Annotated in this window: 14 protein-coding genes, 1 tRNA gene and 1 pseudogene; 2 read left to right on the top strand and 14 right to left on the bottom strand. The window is 32.6% G+C overall.

Annotated features, from left to right (window positions below; translation table 11 throughout):
• Window positions 1-34 precede the first annotated feature (34 nt).
• The 3 genes from DR980_RS16545 to DR980_RS14220 all read right to left on the bottom strand — a co-directional run bounded on the left by DR980_RS16545 (window position 35) and on the right by DR980_RS14220 (window position 3185).
• Window positions 35-1270 carry a SusC/RagA family TonB-linked outer membrane protein gene (locus tag DR980_RS16545; RefSeq protein WP_244199315.1) on the bottom strand — a complete coding sequence of 412 codons (1236 nt, stop codon included), beginning with the start codon at window positions 1268-1270 and terminating at the stop codon, window positions 35-37.
• A gap of 38 nt (window positions 1271-1308) precedes the next feature.
• On the bottom strand, window positions 1309-2421 hold the full coding sequence (locus DR980_RS14225; protein WP_113637352.1) for a FecR family protein: 1113 nt from the start codon (window positions 2419-2421) through the stop codon (window positions 1309-1311).
• Window positions 2422-2582: 161 nt separating this feature from the next.
• On the bottom strand, window positions 2583-3185 hold the full coding sequence (locus DR980_RS14220) for an RNA polymerase sigma-70 factor (protein ID WP_113637349.1): 603 nt from the start codon (window positions 3183-3185) through the stop codon (window positions 2583-2585).
• A 1213-nt stretch (window positions 3186-4398) separates the two neighbouring features.
• Here DR980_RS14220 and DR980_RS14210 point away from each other — a divergent pair.
• A complete protein-coding gene (locus DR980_RS14210; protein ID WP_113637347.1) occupies window positions 4399-4677 on the top strand; it encodes a MerR family transcriptional regulator in 279 nt (92 codons plus the stop codon).
• A 348-nt stretch (window positions 4678-5025) separates the two neighbouring features.
• On the opposite strand, the gene DR980_RS14200 is transcribed toward DR980_RS14210, so the two are convergent.
• The 7 genes and pseudogenes from DR980_RS14200 to DR980_RS14170 all read right to left on the bottom strand — a co-directional run bounded on the left by DR980_RS14200 (window position 5026) and on the right by DR980_RS14170 (window position 9690).
• Entirely contained in the window at window positions 5026-6336 is a 1311-nt protein-coding gene (locus DR980_RS14200) for a site-specific integrase (RefSeq protein ID WP_113637343.1), read from the bottom strand.
• A gap of 289 nt (window positions 6337-6625) precedes the next feature.
• A tRNA-Tyr gene (locus tag DR980_RS14195) sits at window positions 6626-6709 on the bottom strand.
• Between the two features lie 174 nt (window positions 6710-6883).
• Window positions 6884-7270 (bottom strand): annotated as a pseudogene (locus tag DR980_RS14190) (TlpA family protein disulfide reductase); the annotation flags it as partial.
• Between the two features lie 18 nt (window positions 7271-7288).
• On the bottom strand, window positions 7289-8050 hold the full coding sequence (locus tag DR980_RS14185; protein ID WP_113637340.1) for a DUF4369 domain-containing protein: 762 nt from the start codon (window positions 8048-8050) through the stop codon (window positions 7289-7291).
• Between the two features lie 376 nt (window positions 8051-8426).
• On the bottom strand, window positions 8427-8657 hold the full coding sequence (locus DR980_RS14180; protein WP_113637338.1) for a hypothetical protein: 231 nt from the start codon (window positions 8655-8657) through the stop codon (window positions 8427-8429).
• Between the two features lie 174 nt (window positions 8658-8831).
• Window positions 8832-9272 carry a KTSC domain-containing protein gene (locus DR980_RS14175; RefSeq protein ID WP_113637335.1) on the bottom strand — a complete coding sequence of 147 codons (441 nt, stop codon included), beginning with the start codon at window positions 9270-9272 and terminating at the stop codon, window positions 8832-8834.
• 172 nt (window positions 9273-9444) lie between these two features.
• Window positions 9445-9690 carry a hypothetical protein gene (locus tag DR980_RS14170; RefSeq protein ID WP_113637332.1) on the bottom strand — a complete coding sequence of 82 codons (246 nt, stop codon included), beginning with the start codon at window positions 9688-9690 and terminating at the stop codon, window positions 9445-9447.
• Between the two features lie 90 nt (window positions 9691-9780).
• On the opposite strand from DR980_RS14170, the gene DR980_RS14165 reads away from it, so the two are divergent.
• Complete coding sequence (locus tag DR980_RS14165; protein WP_113637329.1) at window positions 9781-10326, top strand: hypothetical protein; 546 nt, start codon at window positions 9781-9783, stop codon at window positions 10324-10326.
• A gap of 47 nt (window positions 10327-10373) precedes the next feature.
• Here the strand turns inward: DR980_RS14165 and DR980_RS14160 are convergent, their stop codons facing one another.
• The 4 genes from DR980_RS14160 to DR980_RS14140 form a co-directional block, all read right to left on the bottom strand.
• Window positions 10374-10769, bottom strand: coding sequence for a response regulator (locus DR980_RS14160; protein ID WP_113637327.1), 396 nt, complete (start codon window positions 10767-10769; stop codon window positions 10374-10376).
• Window positions 10766-13609, bottom strand: coding sequence for a PAS domain S-box protein (locus DR980_RS14155; protein WP_167400572.1), 2844 nt, complete (start codon window positions 13607-13609; stop codon window positions 10766-10768). Before DR980_RS14155 ends, DR980_RS14160 begins: the two co-directional genes overlap by 4 nt.
• A 363-nt stretch (window positions 13610-13972) precedes the next feature.
• A complete protein-coding gene (locus DR980_RS14150) occupies window positions 13973-15649 on the bottom strand; it encodes an amino acid permease (protein WP_113637322.1) in 1677 nt (558 codons plus the stop codon).
• Window positions 15650-15836: 187 nt separating this feature from the next.
• Window positions 15837-18752: an FAD-binding and (Fe-S)-binding domain-containing protein gene (locus DR980_RS14140; RefSeq protein WP_113637316.1), complete on the bottom strand. Its 2916-nt coding sequence runs from the start codon at window positions 18750-18752 to the stop codon at window positions 15837-15839.
• Window positions 18753-18975 lie beyond the last annotated feature (223 nt).

Below are 18975 nucleotides of genomic sequence, written 5' to 3'. Positions count from 1 at the left end.
TTAAAGTTATATTTGTTATAAATTCCTGCAACATTTAGCAAATCAAACCAATCCGTATGTAATTTGTTTGACTGTTTTTTAAGTATTCATTCCTCAAATCATTGTATTGGGAACCACTTAAATATTTAATAGGATTAATGGCTGAGGAAATTCCCAGTTGGTTAGAAAATCCGAATTTTGCTTTTCCTTTTTTTCCTTTTTTGGTTGTGATAAGAATGACACCATTTGCACCGTCAGCACCATAAATACTAACTGCAGCAGCATCTTTCAATACCGTAAAACTTTCAATATTCTCTGGTGAAATTTGGGCAAGGGGATTCGATAAGTTTTCAGAAAAAGTACCGTTTGCATCAAAAAACTGACTATCAATACCTACTTCTTCACTCATTATTACTCCATCAACAATGATTAAAGGTTGTGTAGAAGTTCCTAAATTTGAATTGGTCAGCGAACTCAAACTTCCTTGTCCACGGATATTAATTTTAACAGGACCTCCAATCCCGGAAGTATTTTCAATCAATACCCCTGCAATTTGACCGCCCACAATTTTATCGATGCTTTCAGAGGCTTGCTCCACGGCAATATCTTTAGCATTTAAAGTAGAAATACTTCCTACGATTTCCTCTTTTAATTTTTTAGTTCCGTAAGAGGAAGTAATCACAACTTGCTCTAATTCATCTGTGACTTGCTCCATATTAAAAACAAAATCAAATGAGTTTCCTACACGAACGGACTGCGCTTTCATTCCTAAAAACGACACTTCTAAAAACGTATTTTGAATATCATTTCCTTTCAATAAATAAACAAATTTACCGTTGCTGTCACTAATAGCTCCAGTAGAAGTTCCTTTTATCAAAATAGTGGCACCAGGAACAGGGTTTTTGTCTTTGCTGTCTAAGACTACGCCTTTTATGAATCGTTCTTTTTCCTGTGAAACCGTTTTGTCTGAAATCTCCAGTAATAATATTTGTTCTTTTTGTATAAAAAACGATATTTTCCTGTCTTTTAAGAGTTTGGTCAACGCATTTTCCAGTGTACTGTTTTTAAGAGATAAAGTAACTTTTTGATTTACATCAATTTTATTAGCATTGTAAATAATTCGGAAATTGGTTTGTTGTTCTATAGATTTTAATACTTGACTTAGTGGTTGTTCTCTAAAACTTAAAGTAATCGTTTTATCTTTTGACTGGGAAAAAGTATTTATACTCAATAAGAATATCCCAAAAGTCAGTAAGAGTTTTTGCCAATAGGGGTGTTCTGTAAACGTCATTTAATTTTGGTTTTTGGTTGGTTAGTGTTAGTTGTTTATTAATTTGTAATTTTTATAATGCCATCTTTTTTGGAATATTTAAAAGGAGTATCCAGCTTTAGTAAGTCCAGAATATCTTCTACCTTAGACTCTTTAATTTTAATTGTTCCTGAGAATTTTTGTGCGACCAAATTGCTATTTGAGTTTACAATCGTGACATCGAAGGCGCGTTCCATTCTTTTGCAAATGGATCCAAAAGAAGCATCCTTGAAAATAAGTTCGCCTTGAACCCAGTCAGTAAATAAATCGACATCTACTGTTTCAGTTGCAAATTTTTTGGAGGAATCACTCCACGTTGCTAAATAGTTTGGTGATAAGATTGTATTGTTTTTGGGATTCGCATTTTCGGACAATCGCACGCTGCCTTCTACTAAAACAGTTTGAATTTGTTTTTCATCCGGATATGCCGAAAGGTTAAACTTTGTGCCAAGAACTTCGACACTTACCTGATTAGACTCCACTATAAATGGATGCAATTTATCTTTGGTAACATCAAAAAAAGCTTCTCCGGTCAAATACACTTTTCTAGAGGTATTTAATCCAAATTGTTGTGGATATTTCAGTGTACTTCCCGCATTCAAATGAACCATCGTACCATCTGAAAGAGTTACTTTGAATGTTTTGCCATAAGGTACCTTAAGTGTATTGTAAACCAATTCATTATTGGTTGCATGACCGTAATAAACGATGGAATCCTGACTTTGTTTTGCTATTGCATTGCCTTTCTCATCGATAACGTTTTTCGTTTGATCCTTAGAAATATATTCTATAGTACCATTGCTTAACTCCAGAACGATTTCTTTGGAAGGATTTGAATTTGGCACAAACAACTGTGTAGCTGTTTTTCCCAAGCCGATAAATACAAGAATAATAGCTGCATAACGTAACAATTTATACCATTTACCCCTACTTTTGTTTTGTTTTTTCTTGTAAAATTCCTGAAGCGCCATTGCCGGAGAGTCGCTTGAATTTTCAGTGAAAGCCCATGCTTTTTTTAAAGCTATAAATTGTTTTTTATTCTCTTCAGAACTTTCAATCCATTTAAAGACAACAAGAACCTCTTCTTCAGAGGCTTCATTATCTAGATATTTATAAATCAATTCAGAAATCATATTTTTTTTATTTAATCAAATACTACTATAAGTAACTATTAGAAACTTCGAAAATTATTATTGTGGAGAAAAGAATCAAAAAAATCCGCAAGCAATACTCCAATCGTCTAAGTAAGTACACTTAACAATTGAAATACCCTATGTTAAAATTTAATTATTTTTTAACTATTTAGTAAAGTGATAATAAGTATAGAAGGTAAATAGTCTGACAATTGTTCTTTAAGAATCTTCAAAGCCTTTGTCATGTGGGCTTCAACTGCTTTTTGCGTTACACCCATTTCAATGGCAATTTCTTCATTTTTTTTATTCTCAAAACGTTTTTTCAGGTAAACTTGTTTTGTTTTTTCAGGAAGTTCAGCGATTACTTTATTAATCAACACTTCTAATTCGGTTAATTCTAAAGAATCAAAATGCATTGAATTCAAAATTTGAGTGTCTAATTGTCTCTCTTTTTGATTTAATAAGTCATTTTTAAATTTGTCTTTTACTTTATTATGCCTTAAAAGGTTTAAGCATATTGATTTTGCATACGTGTATAAAAAAGGTTGGATACCAGTTTCAGTCTGGATTTTATCTTTATTAATCCATAATTTCAAAAAAGCTTCTTGGGTTACATTTTTAGCTTCGTCCTTATCGTATAAAAATTGGATACTAAAACCTATAACGCGATTATAGTACTTGTTGAAATAAAAATTGAAAGCAACATCATTCCCTTCCTTAAAGGCTTTGAAGTGGCTTAATTCATTATGATTTATTTCTTTCATTAAATAAAATGACTCGCTGTTTTGGAAAAAGCTAAATTAAAAAAATAAATGAACTAATTGTAACTGTTCAGCCTGTAATGCAGTAATTGATTCAATTATTTTATTAAAATAATAATGACCTTTAAAGTATTTAATTTGTTTTAAGATAGAAAAACGGAGTTTCATATTTAAGAAGCGATTGTCATTTTTTCGAATCAATTTGGTTAATTTCGCTATGGAAAATACTATTACAAATTAAAGGATTCATATATAAACTGATGGCATTCTGATTGGAAATTCGTTGTGATTTTGCTCCGAAAAAGATATTCAATTTGCGTGTTTTTTTAATCTTGAATATTGCAAAATAATTTTTTACGATTTCTATGAGTCTGATTTTTAATTCCTCTCTTTTTATTGTTAAAAGGATTTAAATATTATTTTTACATCTTCAATTACTACTAAACATTTGATTAGTCCTGTTTTTGATTTAAAAGAACAACTTTTCATCTTAAATAATTTCAATATTTGTAATTTGTGTATGGATTTATGAGTTACCAAATAGTGGACCTGTCGCAACCGATTTAAACTTTAAAATGAAATTAGTTTCCATCAAATAATTCTATTAGGTTTAATACTTAGGTGCTGTAAAATAAGGGATTTTGTAAATAAAGGAAAGTATTGAAAGGTAAAAAGCCTGACTATGAAGATGCCCCAAAAAGTTAGACACTATTTGGGGCATTTTTTATGGAAAAAAAAGTAAACCCTCAAAGAAATCTTTATGGTAAATAGCTGCTTTTACATTTATATTATTTGTTGGTTATGGCTAATTCTCTTGAATTGACCAAAGCCAGAGTATGGCCAAACATTTTGAGTACCTGATTAACCTTTTCCAGATTTAGATTTTTATTTGCCGATACAGAAAATTGCAAAAAAACTCTCGGCAAAAATTACAAAATACTATCGCTGAAGGTTTTCTTCAACCCGAGGATGATTCGTTTGCTTAAGGCTCGTTTTTGAAAGTATTTTTGAAGTAGCCTTTACTATAGATTAATTGCCAAGAGTTGATGAACAGACAATCATAGCCAAGAATCTCCTTTTAAAGCCGAAGATTGATTATTTCTGTATCATTCTAATAATTTAGTAGTTGTACCGATTAAAAAAAAGAAATCAAAAAAGCAGAATTTATTTTTTGGTAAATGAAAATATGCAACAGTCAAATTTTTAAAAAAATGTTATGGAAGAAATTATAACAAAAGAAGATTTAAGGCAGTTTGGTCTGCAATTATTAGATAAAATGCGCATTATAGTTCAAGAGACCACTCCTACGCAAACGGAATTAGTACAGCCAGAATGGCTCAAAAGTAAGGCTGTCAAAAAGCTGCTGGATATCTCTGCAGGTTCAGTGCAGAATCTCAGAGTGACACAGAAAGTCCGATTTAAAAAAGTTCTGGGCTCGTATTATTACAATAAAGAAGATCTTCAGAAACTTTTTAATGATGAATCAGACAAATAAACCAAGTGAAGACCAAATCATGAACTATTTATCCATTTGTATGGACGATCCAAGGCTTAATGTTTGGCATCTGGCCATTTTAGCGGCAATTCTAAATTTAGGTTACAGGCAGAGACAATGGCAGAGAATCAAAGTTAGTCGTAGTAAAATAATGGCATTGTCGCACATAAATACACTGCCAACATACCATAAATACTTTAAACAGCTTCAAGATTTTGGATATTTCAAGTACAGCCCCTCATACCATCCAGACTATAGGAGTGAAGTTGAATTACATGAAAAAAGGTTATCTCATAACTAGTGAGATAACCTCTTTGTTTTACTATTTATTTTTTTTCCAAATATGAATTAAGATGAGGGTATATTGTATTTTTCCTTAATTGTTTTTATATCTTTTTCTAATCTTGAAAGTACAGCCAGATCTACTTTGGACATCTTAAAGGACGTTTTAGACAGTCTTTTATTGAGCAGTGACATTTCGCGTCCAATGGTTGCCTGTTCTGTAATGGCATAGGCTTCCGTCTGTTTAACAGACGCATGGCCTAGCATTTCTTTAACTACATTAATGGGGACATTATTGTTTAATGTAACTGTACTTCCAAAGGTTCGACGTGCCATATGTGTATTTAATGTGAAGGGAAAACCGCATAGAGTCGCAATCTCTTTAAGATACTCGTTCATTTTCTGGTTGGAAGAAACTGGTAAAACTGTGCCACGCTGTAAGCACAGAGGGTGTTCTTTATATTTTTTAATTATTTTGAGTGCTTGAGGCAATAGTGGGACATTGGTAGGAGAACCCGTTTTTTGTCTTTCAGACATTATCCAAGAATTCCCGTCAATACCATCTTTGATATCGGTTTTTTTTAATTGATATGCGTCGATATAAGCCAATCCCGTGTAACATTGGAATACAAATACATCTCTGACAACATTAAGTCTTTCTGTGGTAAAATAATGCCGTTCCAATTCATACAGTTCTTGTGTGGAAAGAGGTTTCTTAACTATTTTGGTTTTTCGGCTTTTAAAGTTTTTAAAAGGGTCTTTTAGGATGACTTCCTTATCGATTGCACGAATGACAATTTTTTTGAAATTAGCAATGTATTTAAGCGTGGTATTGTTGCTGCAATTTCGAACTGTTCTCAGGTAAAACTCAAAGTCCTTAATAAATTCAAGATTTAGATCTGTAAATTCAATATCATCAGCATTAAATTTAAATCTAATAAATGACCTTAAATGATTTATCGTAATAGTAAAACGATCAAGAGTTCCTTTAGCATATCCTTTTCCCAGTAAGGCAGTCATTTCATCATTATGTTTTTGAAATTCTTCCAGTACTTTAACCCTTGGAGTAACGTTTCCTAATATGTAATCCATGATCTTTTGGGAAGTTATTGGTTTTCCGCTGTACATGATGTCGGTCTTGTATTCATTGATTTTTAAAATCAGTGAATCCAGAAAAAAGTTAAGGGATCTCGCATCTTCTTTGGTGCCGATAGCCCTTTCGGTTTTCTGGTCCCAGCGGGCGCTGTCCCATTTTCGTTTGGTGGATGTTTCCTTAGGGATTCCATCTACAGTTATTCTAAGATAAACTGTTCTAATTTTACTTTCATTGCGGGGGATTTTCAAAAAGAAAACCAACCCAAAGCTGCTCTCTAACATAATTCAACTTTTTAGATTAATAAATGTAGAATTATAGCATCAAAAAAACAAGTCGTTAACCTCGTTAACCTCTGTATTTACTAGTGTTTAAGTGGTATTCTGTGGCACATTTTGTGAACACGGTAATGTGCCACGATTTTGCCATAGAAACTTTGAGCGTTTTTATAAATATTGAAAAGTGCTTTAAAATAAAAAAACCTGCGAATCCTTGGATTTGCAGGTTTTACCACGTTTTTTGCGGGTTTTTGAAAAGATTGAAAAAGTTGCCTTTTTGCTTCTTTTACCCTTTTGGTGGGGAGAGCAGGATTCGAACCTGCGAAGTTTGCACAGCAGATTTACAGTCTGCCCTCGTTGGCCGCTTGAGTATCTCCCCAAGAGTTAACAAGCATTGCTTGTTGTGCTAACCGGGTGCAAATATAAAAACTGTTTTGATGTTTCCAAACTAAATTTGCACTTAATTTCACTATTATTTTTAATACCTTGGTATTGAATAAAATAAAAAAATCTCCACTAGGGAGATTTTTTTATTTTGTATCGAAGTACATCTTTATTTTGCTAAAAGCTCTAGAATTTTAGCTCTAAGCGCTTCACCTCGTAAATCTTTTGCGACTACATTTCCTGCAGCATCAAGAATAAAAGTTGCCGGAATAGATTCTACTTTATACTGTGCTGCGATTGGCTCATCCCAAAATTTTAAATTTGAAACTTGATTCCAGGTCAGTTTATCTTTTGCAATGGCGTCTTTCCAAGCTTTAGCATCTTTATCTAAAGATACTCCAATAATATTAAGCCCTTTTCCGTGTAACTCTTTGTAAAGAGCAACAACATTCGGGTTTTCTTGACGACATGGTCCACACCACGAAGCCCAAAAATCAACTATTGTTACTTTACCTAAACTTTCTTTCAGAGAAATTATTTTCCCTTGAGGATTAGGACCTGAAAAATCTGCTCTTCATTTAGCTTCTCCAGCAGGAGCAGGAGCAGCGCCTACAGCAGCAGGAGCTTTCATTTCAGCAAGTTTAGTTTTAATTGCTATACCTGGCTTAGTTTTTTTCAATGACTCATCTAAACCGTTGTACAGTTTTTCAGATTTTGCTATGTCAGCCGTTGGATCGTTTAACATACCTTGAATAATCAAAGCAGTAATAAATGATTTTGGGTGTGTTTCAGCATAAGCAACGTATTTTGCTTTCGAAGCTACACCAACTTCTTCTTGAATTTTAGAAAATTCTTGCATCAATCCATTGATTACAACAGTATCTTTAGCCTGTTGAGCAGCATTCATTGCTTGCATGTTTTTAGTTTGGAAATCCATAAGTTTCTTTTGAACTTTAGTAATTTCTGCATTGAAAGTTGCATACTCATCATTATTATAAGTACCTGAAACTTTTGATTTTTGAATGCTATCTTTATCAATGGCAATAGTTACCTCACCATTTTCTAATATGAAAGGTATTTTAGCTTGTGCTCCTTCTAATTGAATGGTGTAGAAAGCAGGCTCTGTAATATTTCCTTTCATTTCAAATTTACCGTTTTCAACTTTTACAGTATCTTTTGGTAACATCATTCCGGTTGCATCTTGTGTTTCTAAGATAATCGTTTTACCATTGTCAATTCCTGTTGCAGTACCTGAAATAAGGTATTCATCTTTGCCAACTTTGTTACAAGAAATTAAAACAACAGCAGCCGAAAGTAATAAAATTATTTTTTTCATTATTAATTAGTTAATTGAGTTAAGTCTGCAAAAGTATTTAAAAAATATAAAATACAAATAATTTTAGAACCTAAATTTTTGTTATAATTTGGTAATAATTATGTATTGTTTTGAGTTGATTATGAAACAAATTCCCTTCATTATTAGAAGCTTTGGCTGATAGCGAAATTTAATACTATTTAAAAAGTCAAGAGGTTTATGGATTACACCAAACAAGACTCGGAAAAGCGATTTTTGAATCGTATTCGAAATAGGATTTTAATTTCAAAAAAAACGAAACTTATTATGTACTGTAGCGGAATTGTTTTTTACTTATAAAAGTGAATTTGCAGCTCAAGGATGTAAAGTATTTTTAATACCAAGAAATGATTTACAGCTAAATAACGCTGTTTTGGTTGTGTCTAATGATAACGGATTCAGCATGTTCCATTTCATTTTCTGTAATTCTAATGTCTAAGTTTATATCCCTAAGTTCTTTGTGTAGAATTGCGCAAGATGCATTTGATTGTAAATTAAAATCAATTTGGTTTCTTTGCTTTTGAAGAATATCAAGTGTTTCTTTTGCCTTTTTATATTGAGATTTGTACCGAACGCAAAAGTCTTCCATGATTTATATTGGTTTGTGAATTTTAGGTTTGCTAAAGTACACAAAACAAGTTTAGTACACAACATGACTTATCTAATTAATGACTTTGATTCTTTTAAATACAGACTTAATAAATGCTATTAAACAAAAAAAAGCATCCTTATTAGGATGCTTAAGTATTTTATCTGTTGAAAATTAATCTTGATTGATAGTTTTTCTCCAAGTAAATGAATTCAAAATGTGTCTTTTTGCAAATCTTCCAGGAGAATCAGCATTGACCATTTTTACATACGTTGCTTTAGGAACACTGATGTATTCGTAAACGCTACCGTTAGAAAAATTGATAATTAATCTTCCTTCAACAAATTTATAATCTGTAATTGTTGACGTAGAAATTGTTTCAGTATATTCTGGTAAGTTTGCTTTTATAGTCTCAGGATTGATGCTCACTAAAAAGTGGTAAGCTTCAATAATTTTTTTACTATTTTCTTCTGCAGCTTTCAATCCAGCTTCATCACCTGAAAATTTATCAGGATGTGATTCTTTCATCGCATTGCGATAAATTGTTTTCAAATCTTTTAGCTCTGCAGTTTTGTCTACATTTAGCAGTTTGCGGTATTCAACTATTTTTTTCATAAATAAGGTAACTACTTGTCTTTTACTATAAAATCAATATAATTTGATTTCAAAATCGACAATTTTTTGCAAAGGTACACTTTTTTTTATTTTATTGGTTTCAGACCAATAAATTTTCATAAAAAAGTACTTTATAGTGTTCTTATTTGAATATTTTAGAAGTTAAAAACAGCTATTGTTGTGGCTTATTATTCGCTTTATCGAAGTTTTTCGATTTTTTTGGATATTTGTTATAGCTGATATCGCTTGGATTTTCTATGATTGATTTAATAGTAATCCAATCTCCAACTGCGTGTTTTTGAGCCATTTTATAGTCTAAAAGATATACACCACAAAAAAAGTTGTTATTTTCATCTTTTTCCATAATTCCGGTGAAAACACCTTTTTGTAACATTCTTTCTTCAGAAGCTTTAGTCATAATCCGTTTATTTTAATAATTCCAGTTGGCAAAGTTAATCAAATATTGTTTGTCTTGCTACGAATTGGGCTTTCTCATTACCTTTGTAGCATGGAAAAAAATTTTCGACCAAACCCCAATTCGTTCAAGAATACGTTCTGTGTTTTTAATGAAGTGGCTATTGAGTCTATAAATGGATTGAAAATCCAGTACGACAGTAAATCTGGAAGTAAATATTACTACACTAAAACTGGTATGTATCGCTTGTCAAATCATTGGGGCCGCTTGGCAAATAGTAAATGGCGTTTAGAACCTTTAGAACCTGAAACTATTTCTAAAATTAAACTGGGTTTTGCCTCGTGGGAAAATTTTTATCCTGATAATGCTGTTGAAGAACTATATTATTTAGAAGCAAATTTCCAAAATAGAACGGTCAATTACCAACACAAGAATAATCCAAACTACGATAAAAAGGCAATACTAAGAACGAGCTTTGAAACCACTAAACGCATCAAACAAATTCGGAATCTATTCAGTCTTACTTCTTGGGCCAAGTATTTTGAATATGATGAAATAGATAATTTGAGGAAAAAAATCATCCATGAACTAATTTTCACCAATAAAACTTTGGAGGAAATAAAAAAAGAATTCATCTGAGATTTCTAATTTCTGTCTCTTTGCGATTCAAAATTCAGCTTAAACTTTTAATCATTAGAAGCAATTAATACCAAATCGTTTACTGTAACTGGTTTAGATAAATAGCCTAAAATATTTTCGTACGATTTTGATTTGTTTTTATCTTCTATCGCAATGGAGGAACTGACAATATAAACGACTATTTCTTTTGGAAACTTAGGTTTGATCATTCCCATTTCTTCCATGAATTCCCAGCCGTCCATTATTGGCATATTGATATCCAATAAAATTATATCCGGAAGGTGTTGGTTATTTTCTAAAGCATTATGCAAGTCATCAATAGCGTCTTTTCCATTTTTGAAAGAGGAAATCGCTGAAAACATTTCGGATCTTTGAATTATTTTATTAACGATGATTTGGTAAATTGCATCATCGTCTACTATCCAGATTGCTTTTTTTGTCATTGAATATAGATTTTAAATGTAGTGCCAATATTGGGTTCACTTTCTACAGTAATATTTCCTCCCATTGCATCAATTTGATTTTTGGTAATAAATAATCCAATTCCTTTTGAGTCGGAATTGTTTGTAAATGTTTTATACATACCAAAAATTTTATCCGCATTTCTGACAAGGTCAATTCCTATGCCGTTATCCGAAATTTGTAGAACTTTCATATCGTTTTCTACAAGTAATTTAATTTTTATAATTGGTTTGCGTGACGGATGTCTGTATCTGATAGAATTTGAAATGATATTATAAAGGATGCTTTCCAGATAAGCAGGATTGTAATTAATCATTGCTTCATCAGGTATTTCTGTTAAAATAGTTACTTCATTGGTTGTGATTTGTTCCGAAAGTACGTTTCTTACCGTAGTAATGTAATCCTCTAAATTTAAAGGTTCCGATACTAAACCAATATTTGTTCTAATGTTGATAACTTCGTTTAAATGAAGCATGGTTTCGTTTAGCGAACAGGAAACAGTTTTCAATAATTCCATCATTTGTTCTCTTTCTTCTTCCGTTTCCGAGGATTCTATCAAAGCTACAATAGAGGCAATGTTACTGGTGTGTGATCTTAAATTATGAGAAACGATGTAGGAGAAATTTAACAGTCTTTTGTTTTGTTCGGTAACCAGGTTGAAAGAGTTATGCAATTCCTTTTCAGCTTCTTTTGTTTTAGTGATATCAATCATTATACCTCGTAAACTTTTTGCTTTGCCGTTTTCAATTACAATATTTACAATATCTCTTAGCCAAACAATCGAACCGTTTTTTGCAACCATTCGGTATTCAAAATCATGATCTAAAACATCATTTGTTTTTATTTTGCAATAATTCTGAACCCATGTGCTATCTTCGGAATAGATATGATCACGCCAAAATGTTGGGTTTCCAAGCCATTCTTCAGGAGTGTATCCCAAAATATTTTCTACTTTTTGACTTATAAAATTAAAATTAAAAGTAGCTGCGTCACATTCCCAAACAATTCCGTCAATAGTATTTATAAGCGATTCGATTCTTTGTTGCGAATTGAAAATTATTTTTTCTGAGTATTTACGTTCTGTAATATCTTCAGTGGAAATGATGATTCGTTCTAATGATTTTTCGTAACCACGAATTACATTCCACCTTAAATTCACATCTCGGAATTCGCCTTCTTTATTTTTTATTTTGGTGTCTACAATCAATTTTTTTTCACCTTGCGTTATGGCAATTAGTTGTTTTGTGAAATCAGGAATAGAATTTTTATCAATTATTTGCGCAAGACCTAAAATTAATTCATTTTTTGTTTTGACTTTATGAAGGTCCAAGCACATCGTATTAACATCAATAATTTTTACCAAGGAGATGCATTTTTCAACAACATCAGGATGCATTTTGAAATATAGAGCAACAGTTTCAAGACTTTCACCGATAAGTTTTAAGTCTTGCAAATAATTTTTTACTTCTGAGAAATCTTCTTCCCATAAAGGAATAGGAGAGTCCTCAAATAAGCTTTTGAATCTAATTTCACTTTTTTTGATTAATTTTTCACTTTCTTTTTTTGCTGAAATATCTTCAACAATTGAAATATGAGTAGTTACTTTTTTGTCTTTTTTAAATAGCGGTGATACGGTAAGATTTACCCAAACAATACCGCCTGATTTTGTATAATACCGTTTCTCCATAGAATACTCATTGATTTTTCCATCCCTAAGTTTTTCTAAGTTCATTAAATCCTCCTCTAAATCCTCTGGGTGCGTCACGGATTGAAAATTCCTCTCTTTCATTTCTTGTTGAGAGTATCCTAGTAATTGACAATATTGATTATTGATTTCAATAAAATTACCTGTAAACGAGTTTATGTGTGCAATTCCAACTGCTGCCTGATCAAATATGGCTTGGAATTTTATTTCAGAATTCAATAATTTAGTGGCTTGAGTATTTACTAAAGATTGTAACTCTTCGGGTATTTTTAAAAGTGTAAATATCAAAACACCAAAAAGTGCCGCAAGAATAATTCCTATAATTCCAGGAATTACAATTTGAGAATACAGATAATTTTTGTTTTTTGATATTAAATATAACTTCCAGTTGCCATCGGGTATTGTTCTGTTAATACTGTAATTTTTAGAGAAATCAGTTTTATTAGAAATATAGAAAATCTCTTTTTGTTTTTCAATATCAAATTTTGAAAACTTTAAATAGTACTTTGAATCATCTACATTATTGATCCCTGAAGCTTTTAAAAAAGTTTCTAATTTGATGATTACAGCAGAAAATCCCCAAAATTTATTGTTTTGAAAAACAGGAAATCTTCCTACAATTCCCACTCCACCTTGCTTTAATTCTAGTGGTCCTGCGAAATACATCTTTTTGTCAGCGATTGACTTTAAAGCTTCTTTTCTTAGATTCGGAGCAGTTAAAATATTTAAATTTAAAGCCGGTTCATTACCATTTAATGGATAAATATATTTAATTACCCCACCTGGAACCAATTGGACAGCACTAATATTGGAATTTGATTCCATTAGTTTTTCACTTACATAGTCAAAATTTTCAGGAATGCCTTTATCGTTGATAGTTAGTGCCAGTGTTAAAGTGGTCGTGTAACAGTTTTTAAGGGCTTGTTCTATATTCTGATGAACAACATTCAAGATGTTATTCATTTCCCGTTGTTCATCTTCTTTTATTAGTTTGTACTGCTGTGAGACTATAAAGGCAGCTACATAACTTAAGAATAAAAATGTTATGAAGCCTGTTGTCTTTGGCCTTTCTAAGAACCATCTGATGAATGTAGTTTGTTTTTTTTCAGACTTCATGTATTGTTTTAGTAGGTTTGGGAAAGGCATGATTAATAAAATAAATATATAAAAAAATATAATAGGAGCATAATATTTTATTAATTTTAGTATTATTCTTAGTTATTGCCTCTTAAATGCTTTTTTTTGACAAATTTCACTCTAACTAATCGGATGTTTTGAGCCTTTTCTTTATTTCGAGAATTTTTTTAATATTAGGTTTAGTTTTGAATTCTTTTTTTTATGAAAATTTCACTCTATAAAATCATCTAAAGTTGATTTCACTCAATCCTTTGTTTAATATCTTTCTCAGCACTTCATTATTTAGTACAAAAAAACCGTTTCTGAAATAGAAACGGCTCATTTTATATCTTTTATTCTTATTTATTTATTGGTATTCAATTTACTGTTTTTGTATCCGTAAATAAAGTAAAACACTAATCCGATTAGCAACCAAACACCGAACCATTTCCAGTTAGAAACTGCCATTCCGGTCAGCAAATAACAACAAGAGATTAATCCCAATAACGGAATCAAAGAAAGGTTTTTTAGGAATGATAGAACCGCCATCACAATACACAATATAAAGAAAATGATCATCGTGCTATTTGTTGTCATGTTATCTGCTGAGAAATCGAAAGTATCAGCAAAGAAAGTCGGAAATAAATACTGAATTAACAATGCTGAAACCACAACCAATAGAGGAAAAATAAACTTAGAATTTATATACGGGATTTTGAATTTTCCATTGATCTTACGCTCTGCAATTTCAGCTTCGCTTTGAGGAGATAACATTAAAACCCCTCCACAAACCAATACGAAAGCAAATAAAGTCCCAATACTGGTAAAGTCTAATACAAAGTTTTCATCGGTGAAAAAAATTGGAATTCCAACCACTAAACCAGTTACGATAGTTGCAAATCCAGGTGTTTTATATTTTGGATGAATCTCAGAAAATTTCTTTGGCATCAGTCCATCACGACTCATTGTCATCCAAATTCTCGGTTGTCCCATTTGAAAAACTAACATTACACTAGTCATAGCCACCACAGCCGCAATGGAAACAATAAATAACATCCATTTTACGCCTTTCAAAGCAAATATTTCAGCTAGAGGATCGCTAACGCCGAGTAATGTATAGGAAACCATCCCTGTAATTACCAATGCTAAAATAATATAGACAACGGTACAAACCAGTAGGGAATAAATCATACCGCGAGGTAAATCACGTTGTGGATTTTTACTTTCTTCTGCCAATGTTGAAACGGCATCAAATCCAATATAAGCAAAGAAAACTGCCGAAACACCACCCATAACTCCTTTGAAACCATTAGGCATAAACGGAGTCCAATTATCAATATCTACATAAAACGCACCAACTACAATGACTAAAACTATAATCACCAACTTAATCATTACCATGAAGTTGCTTATATTTCTGGACTCTTTTGTACCTCTGTAAACTAAATAAGTGATTAGTAAATTGATCACAACCGCAGGCATATCAAAAATTATTTTCAAGTTCCCCACCATCGGAGCAGTTTGCCAAGCATTAAATCCTTCTCCTGCTTTATTTTCTAAAAAGGCAGAATGTGCCGATTGATAATTTATCGTGAGCCACTCAGGCAAATGAATTTGAAAAGTTTCCAACAAATTCGTAAAATAGCCACTCCAAGAAAAAGCAATATAAATGTTCCCGATAGAATATTCCATTATCAAAGCCCATCCGATAATCCATGCAAATAATTCCCCAAAAGAGACATAAGCATAGGTATATGCACTTCCAGAAATTGGGACACGTGAGGCAAATTCAGCATAGCACATAGCGGTAAATCCACAGGCGATAGCACAAATGATATAAAGTATTACTACTCCTGGGCCTCCAGAAAAACACGCATTTCCTATCGCACTAAAAGTTCCGCCACCAATGATTGCGGCAATCCCAAAAAAAGTAAGATCCCTAACTGTCAAAACCTTGTGAAGTTCAGTGTGATCTCCATCACCACCTTGCTGTAGTATTGTTGTTGTTGATTTTCTTCTAAATAAACTTGAAAATGCCATATCTAAATTTTATAATTAAAAATTAATCTATTTGTACGCCTTTTTACTTGCAATTTGCAATAATATAAATTTTGTTCGGATATAATAATATAAAAGAATTTTATTATTTTTATTTTTAAAAAAGTGTTCGGTTGTTTTTGGCAAACTAAATTAAATACCAATTTTTCTATTTGTAAAGAAATAGGTTCTATTTCAAACAATTCCTTAAAATTGTCACCGGATGCAATGCTTTTCTGCTCGTTCCATCAAAAATCTGGTGGCGACAACTGGTTCCTGCTGCAGCAATAGTTGTTGTTGGATCAGTTGTTCTAATTTTTGGAAACAATGTATCTTCACCCATTTGCATGCTGATTTCATAATGTTCTTTTTCATATCCGAAAGAACCTGCCATACCACAACAACCTGAATTATAAATGGTAACCGAACTATTTTTTGGTACATTCAACATTGCAAAAGTCGCTTCCATCGTGCTCAATGACTTTTGATGGCAATGTCCGTGAATTTTTATTGTTTTTTCCTCTTCAGAAAATTGTTCTGCATGAATTTTACCTTTTGAAATCTCATTTTTGAAAAACTCTTCAATCGTAAATACATTTTTGGCTAATTTTTCGGCACCTTCTTTATCGTCAGCCAGCCGAATGTATTCGTCCCTAAAGGTCAATATCGCCGAAGGTTCGATTCCTATCAAAGGAAAATCTGCAGTAACGTAATTGGAAAAAATTTCAACATTTATATTCGCAATTGCTTTTGCTTCTTCGAGAAAACCTTTCGAAATAAAAGCTCTTCCGCTTTCTTCATGGTCCACCAGAATTACTTCGTATCCTAACGCTGTTAATAATTCATACGCATCAATTCCAACTGAAACATCATAAAAATTAGTGAACTCGTCACAAAACAGACATACTTTTCCGTTGACAAAAGAATCACTTGGCGCCTGATTCCAGTTTTTCTCATACCATTTTCGAAATGTCTTTGGAGCCAAAAGCGGTACTTCTCTTTTGGATGCAATTCCCATACTTTTTTTCACCAAAGGCAAATTCACCATAAAATTCGTAAACTTTGGAGTGATACTTCCCAGCCCGTTAAGTTTTGCATTAAAAGCAAACACTTTATTGCGCCATGAAAATCCATTTGCTTTTTGGTATTGGTACAAAAACTCCGATTTTAAAGCCGCTACATCCACATTACTGGGACATTCGCTGGCGCAAGCTTTACAACTCACACACAATTCAAATACTTTATATAATTCTTCGTGATCGAATTTATTATCTTTTTCTGAATGCGTAAGATATTCTCTCAACGCATTTGCTCTGGCGCGAGTCGTATCTTTTTCATTTAGGGTAGCGCGATAACTTGGACACAAAGTCCCGCCAGCAGAAGGTAATTTTCTGCAATCACCAGAACCATTGCATTTCTCTGCGGCACGCAAAATCCCCATACTATCCGAGAAATCCTGAATAGTTTGTATTTCCGGTTCCACTCTGCCCGCTTCCACCCGAAGGTTTTCATCCATTTTGAAAGCATTTACGATTTTACCCACGTTTAAGATAGTGTTAGGGTCAAAAGCATGTTTGATTCGTTTCAACAATTCATAATTCTGGTCTCCAATCATGAATGGCAAAAACTCCCCACGCACAATTCCGTCTCCATGTTCTCCGCTCAGCGAACCTCTGTATTTTTTGACTAAAATTGCGACTTCGGTTGCAATGTTTCTAAATTGATGCAGCCCTTCTTTTGTTTTTAAATTTAAAACTGGTCGCAAATGCAACTCTCCGGCACCGGCATGTGCATAATAAATAGCACTCTGACCGTGGCGCTCCATCATGGCGGAGAATTCGGCAATATAATTGGGTAAATCACTCAACTCAACTGCGGTATCTTCAATAGAATCTGCCGCTTTATTATCGCCTACAATACTTCCTAAAAGCCCGAGACCTGCTTTTCGCAACTCATTTATTTTATCAATATCAGCTCCGTAAATTTTTGGCAAAGCATACCCGAAATTATTTCTTTCCAAATCAGCGATTAAAGCATTTGCTTGCGATTCGGCATCTTCCATACTGTGATGCGACGCCACTTCGAGCATGATAACCGCTTTTGGTTCGCCTTGAATAAAAAATCTGTTTTTGGCTTGTTCGCGGTTGGTTTTGGTACAATCCAATATCGTGTCATCCATCATTTCACACGTAAACAAATGATGTTTCATCGCCGTAACCACAGCTTCTAAACTTTCCTGAATGGTATGAAAATGAGCTACTACCATAACATTATTCGTTGGTGGTAAATCATCAACTTTCAATGTGATTTCTGTAGTAAAAGCCAATGTTCCCTCGCTTCCGCAAAGGAGTTTCCCTAAATTTATAGTATTTTCTGTTCCTCCAAAAAGTTCCGATTTCAATAATAAATCAATCGCATATCCGGTATTTCGTCTATGAATTTCAGGTTTCGGAAATTCTTTTATAATCTCTTTTTGATTTTCTGTATTCGAAAGCTCCTCATAAATCGTTTTGTAAATAGAATTTTCGAGCGTGTTTCCTTTTGTTTTTTCAATGAATTCAGCAGAAGTTATTTCCTTAAACACTGCCGAACTTCCGTCACTCAAAATCGCTTTAATTTCCACTATTTTATCTCGGGTAACTCCGTATCGAATTGACGTGGTTCCTGATGAATTATTACCTACCATTCCACCAATCATACATCGATTTGAGGTTGAAGTATTGGGTCCAAAAAACAATCCGTGTTCTTTTAAATATAAATTCAGTTCGTCCCGAATTACTCCCGGCTGCACGGTAATTGTTTTTTTATCATTATCAAAAGAGACAATCTTGGTAAAATGTTTCGAAACATCCACAATTATTCCATTACCTACTGTTTGACCTGCCAGTGAAGTTCCGGCAGTTCTGGGCGTAATTGAAATTTTATTTTTTGCTGCAAAGCGAATAATTTTGACTATATCTTTCTCAGTTTTTGGAATCGCTACAGCAATTGGCATAATCCGATAAGCAGAAGCATCTGTGGCATACAGTGTTTTATGAAGATCATCATGTAAAAGTGTTCCTTCTAATGACTGAGATAATTCTTGTAATTGAGGCGTAATTGACATGTGGTGGCGTAAATTGCTATTATTTTCACAAATATAAATATATAGCGGTTTATACTTTAAAAACTGATAAGAAATATTCAAATCCTTTTATTATTAAAGACAAAGTATTCTTTAATTTCATTTTGAAAAAATTGGCAAAGAAATTGAGCTGTTAAAATAAGTCAAATTTTAAAACCATTTTAACTGGTAAATTTCACTAAAAAAACTATTTTTGAATACTTTA

The sequence above is a fragment of the Flavobacterium psychrolimnae genome (genome assembly GCF_003312425.1).
Taxonomy (GTDB): domain Bacteria; phylum Bacteroidota; class Bacteroidia; order Flavobacteriales; family Flavobacteriaceae; genus Flavobacterium; species Flavobacterium psychrolimnae.
The sequence above is the reverse complement of the archived record's forward strand: the minus strand, read 5'-3'. Positions and strand labels throughout refer to the sequence as shown.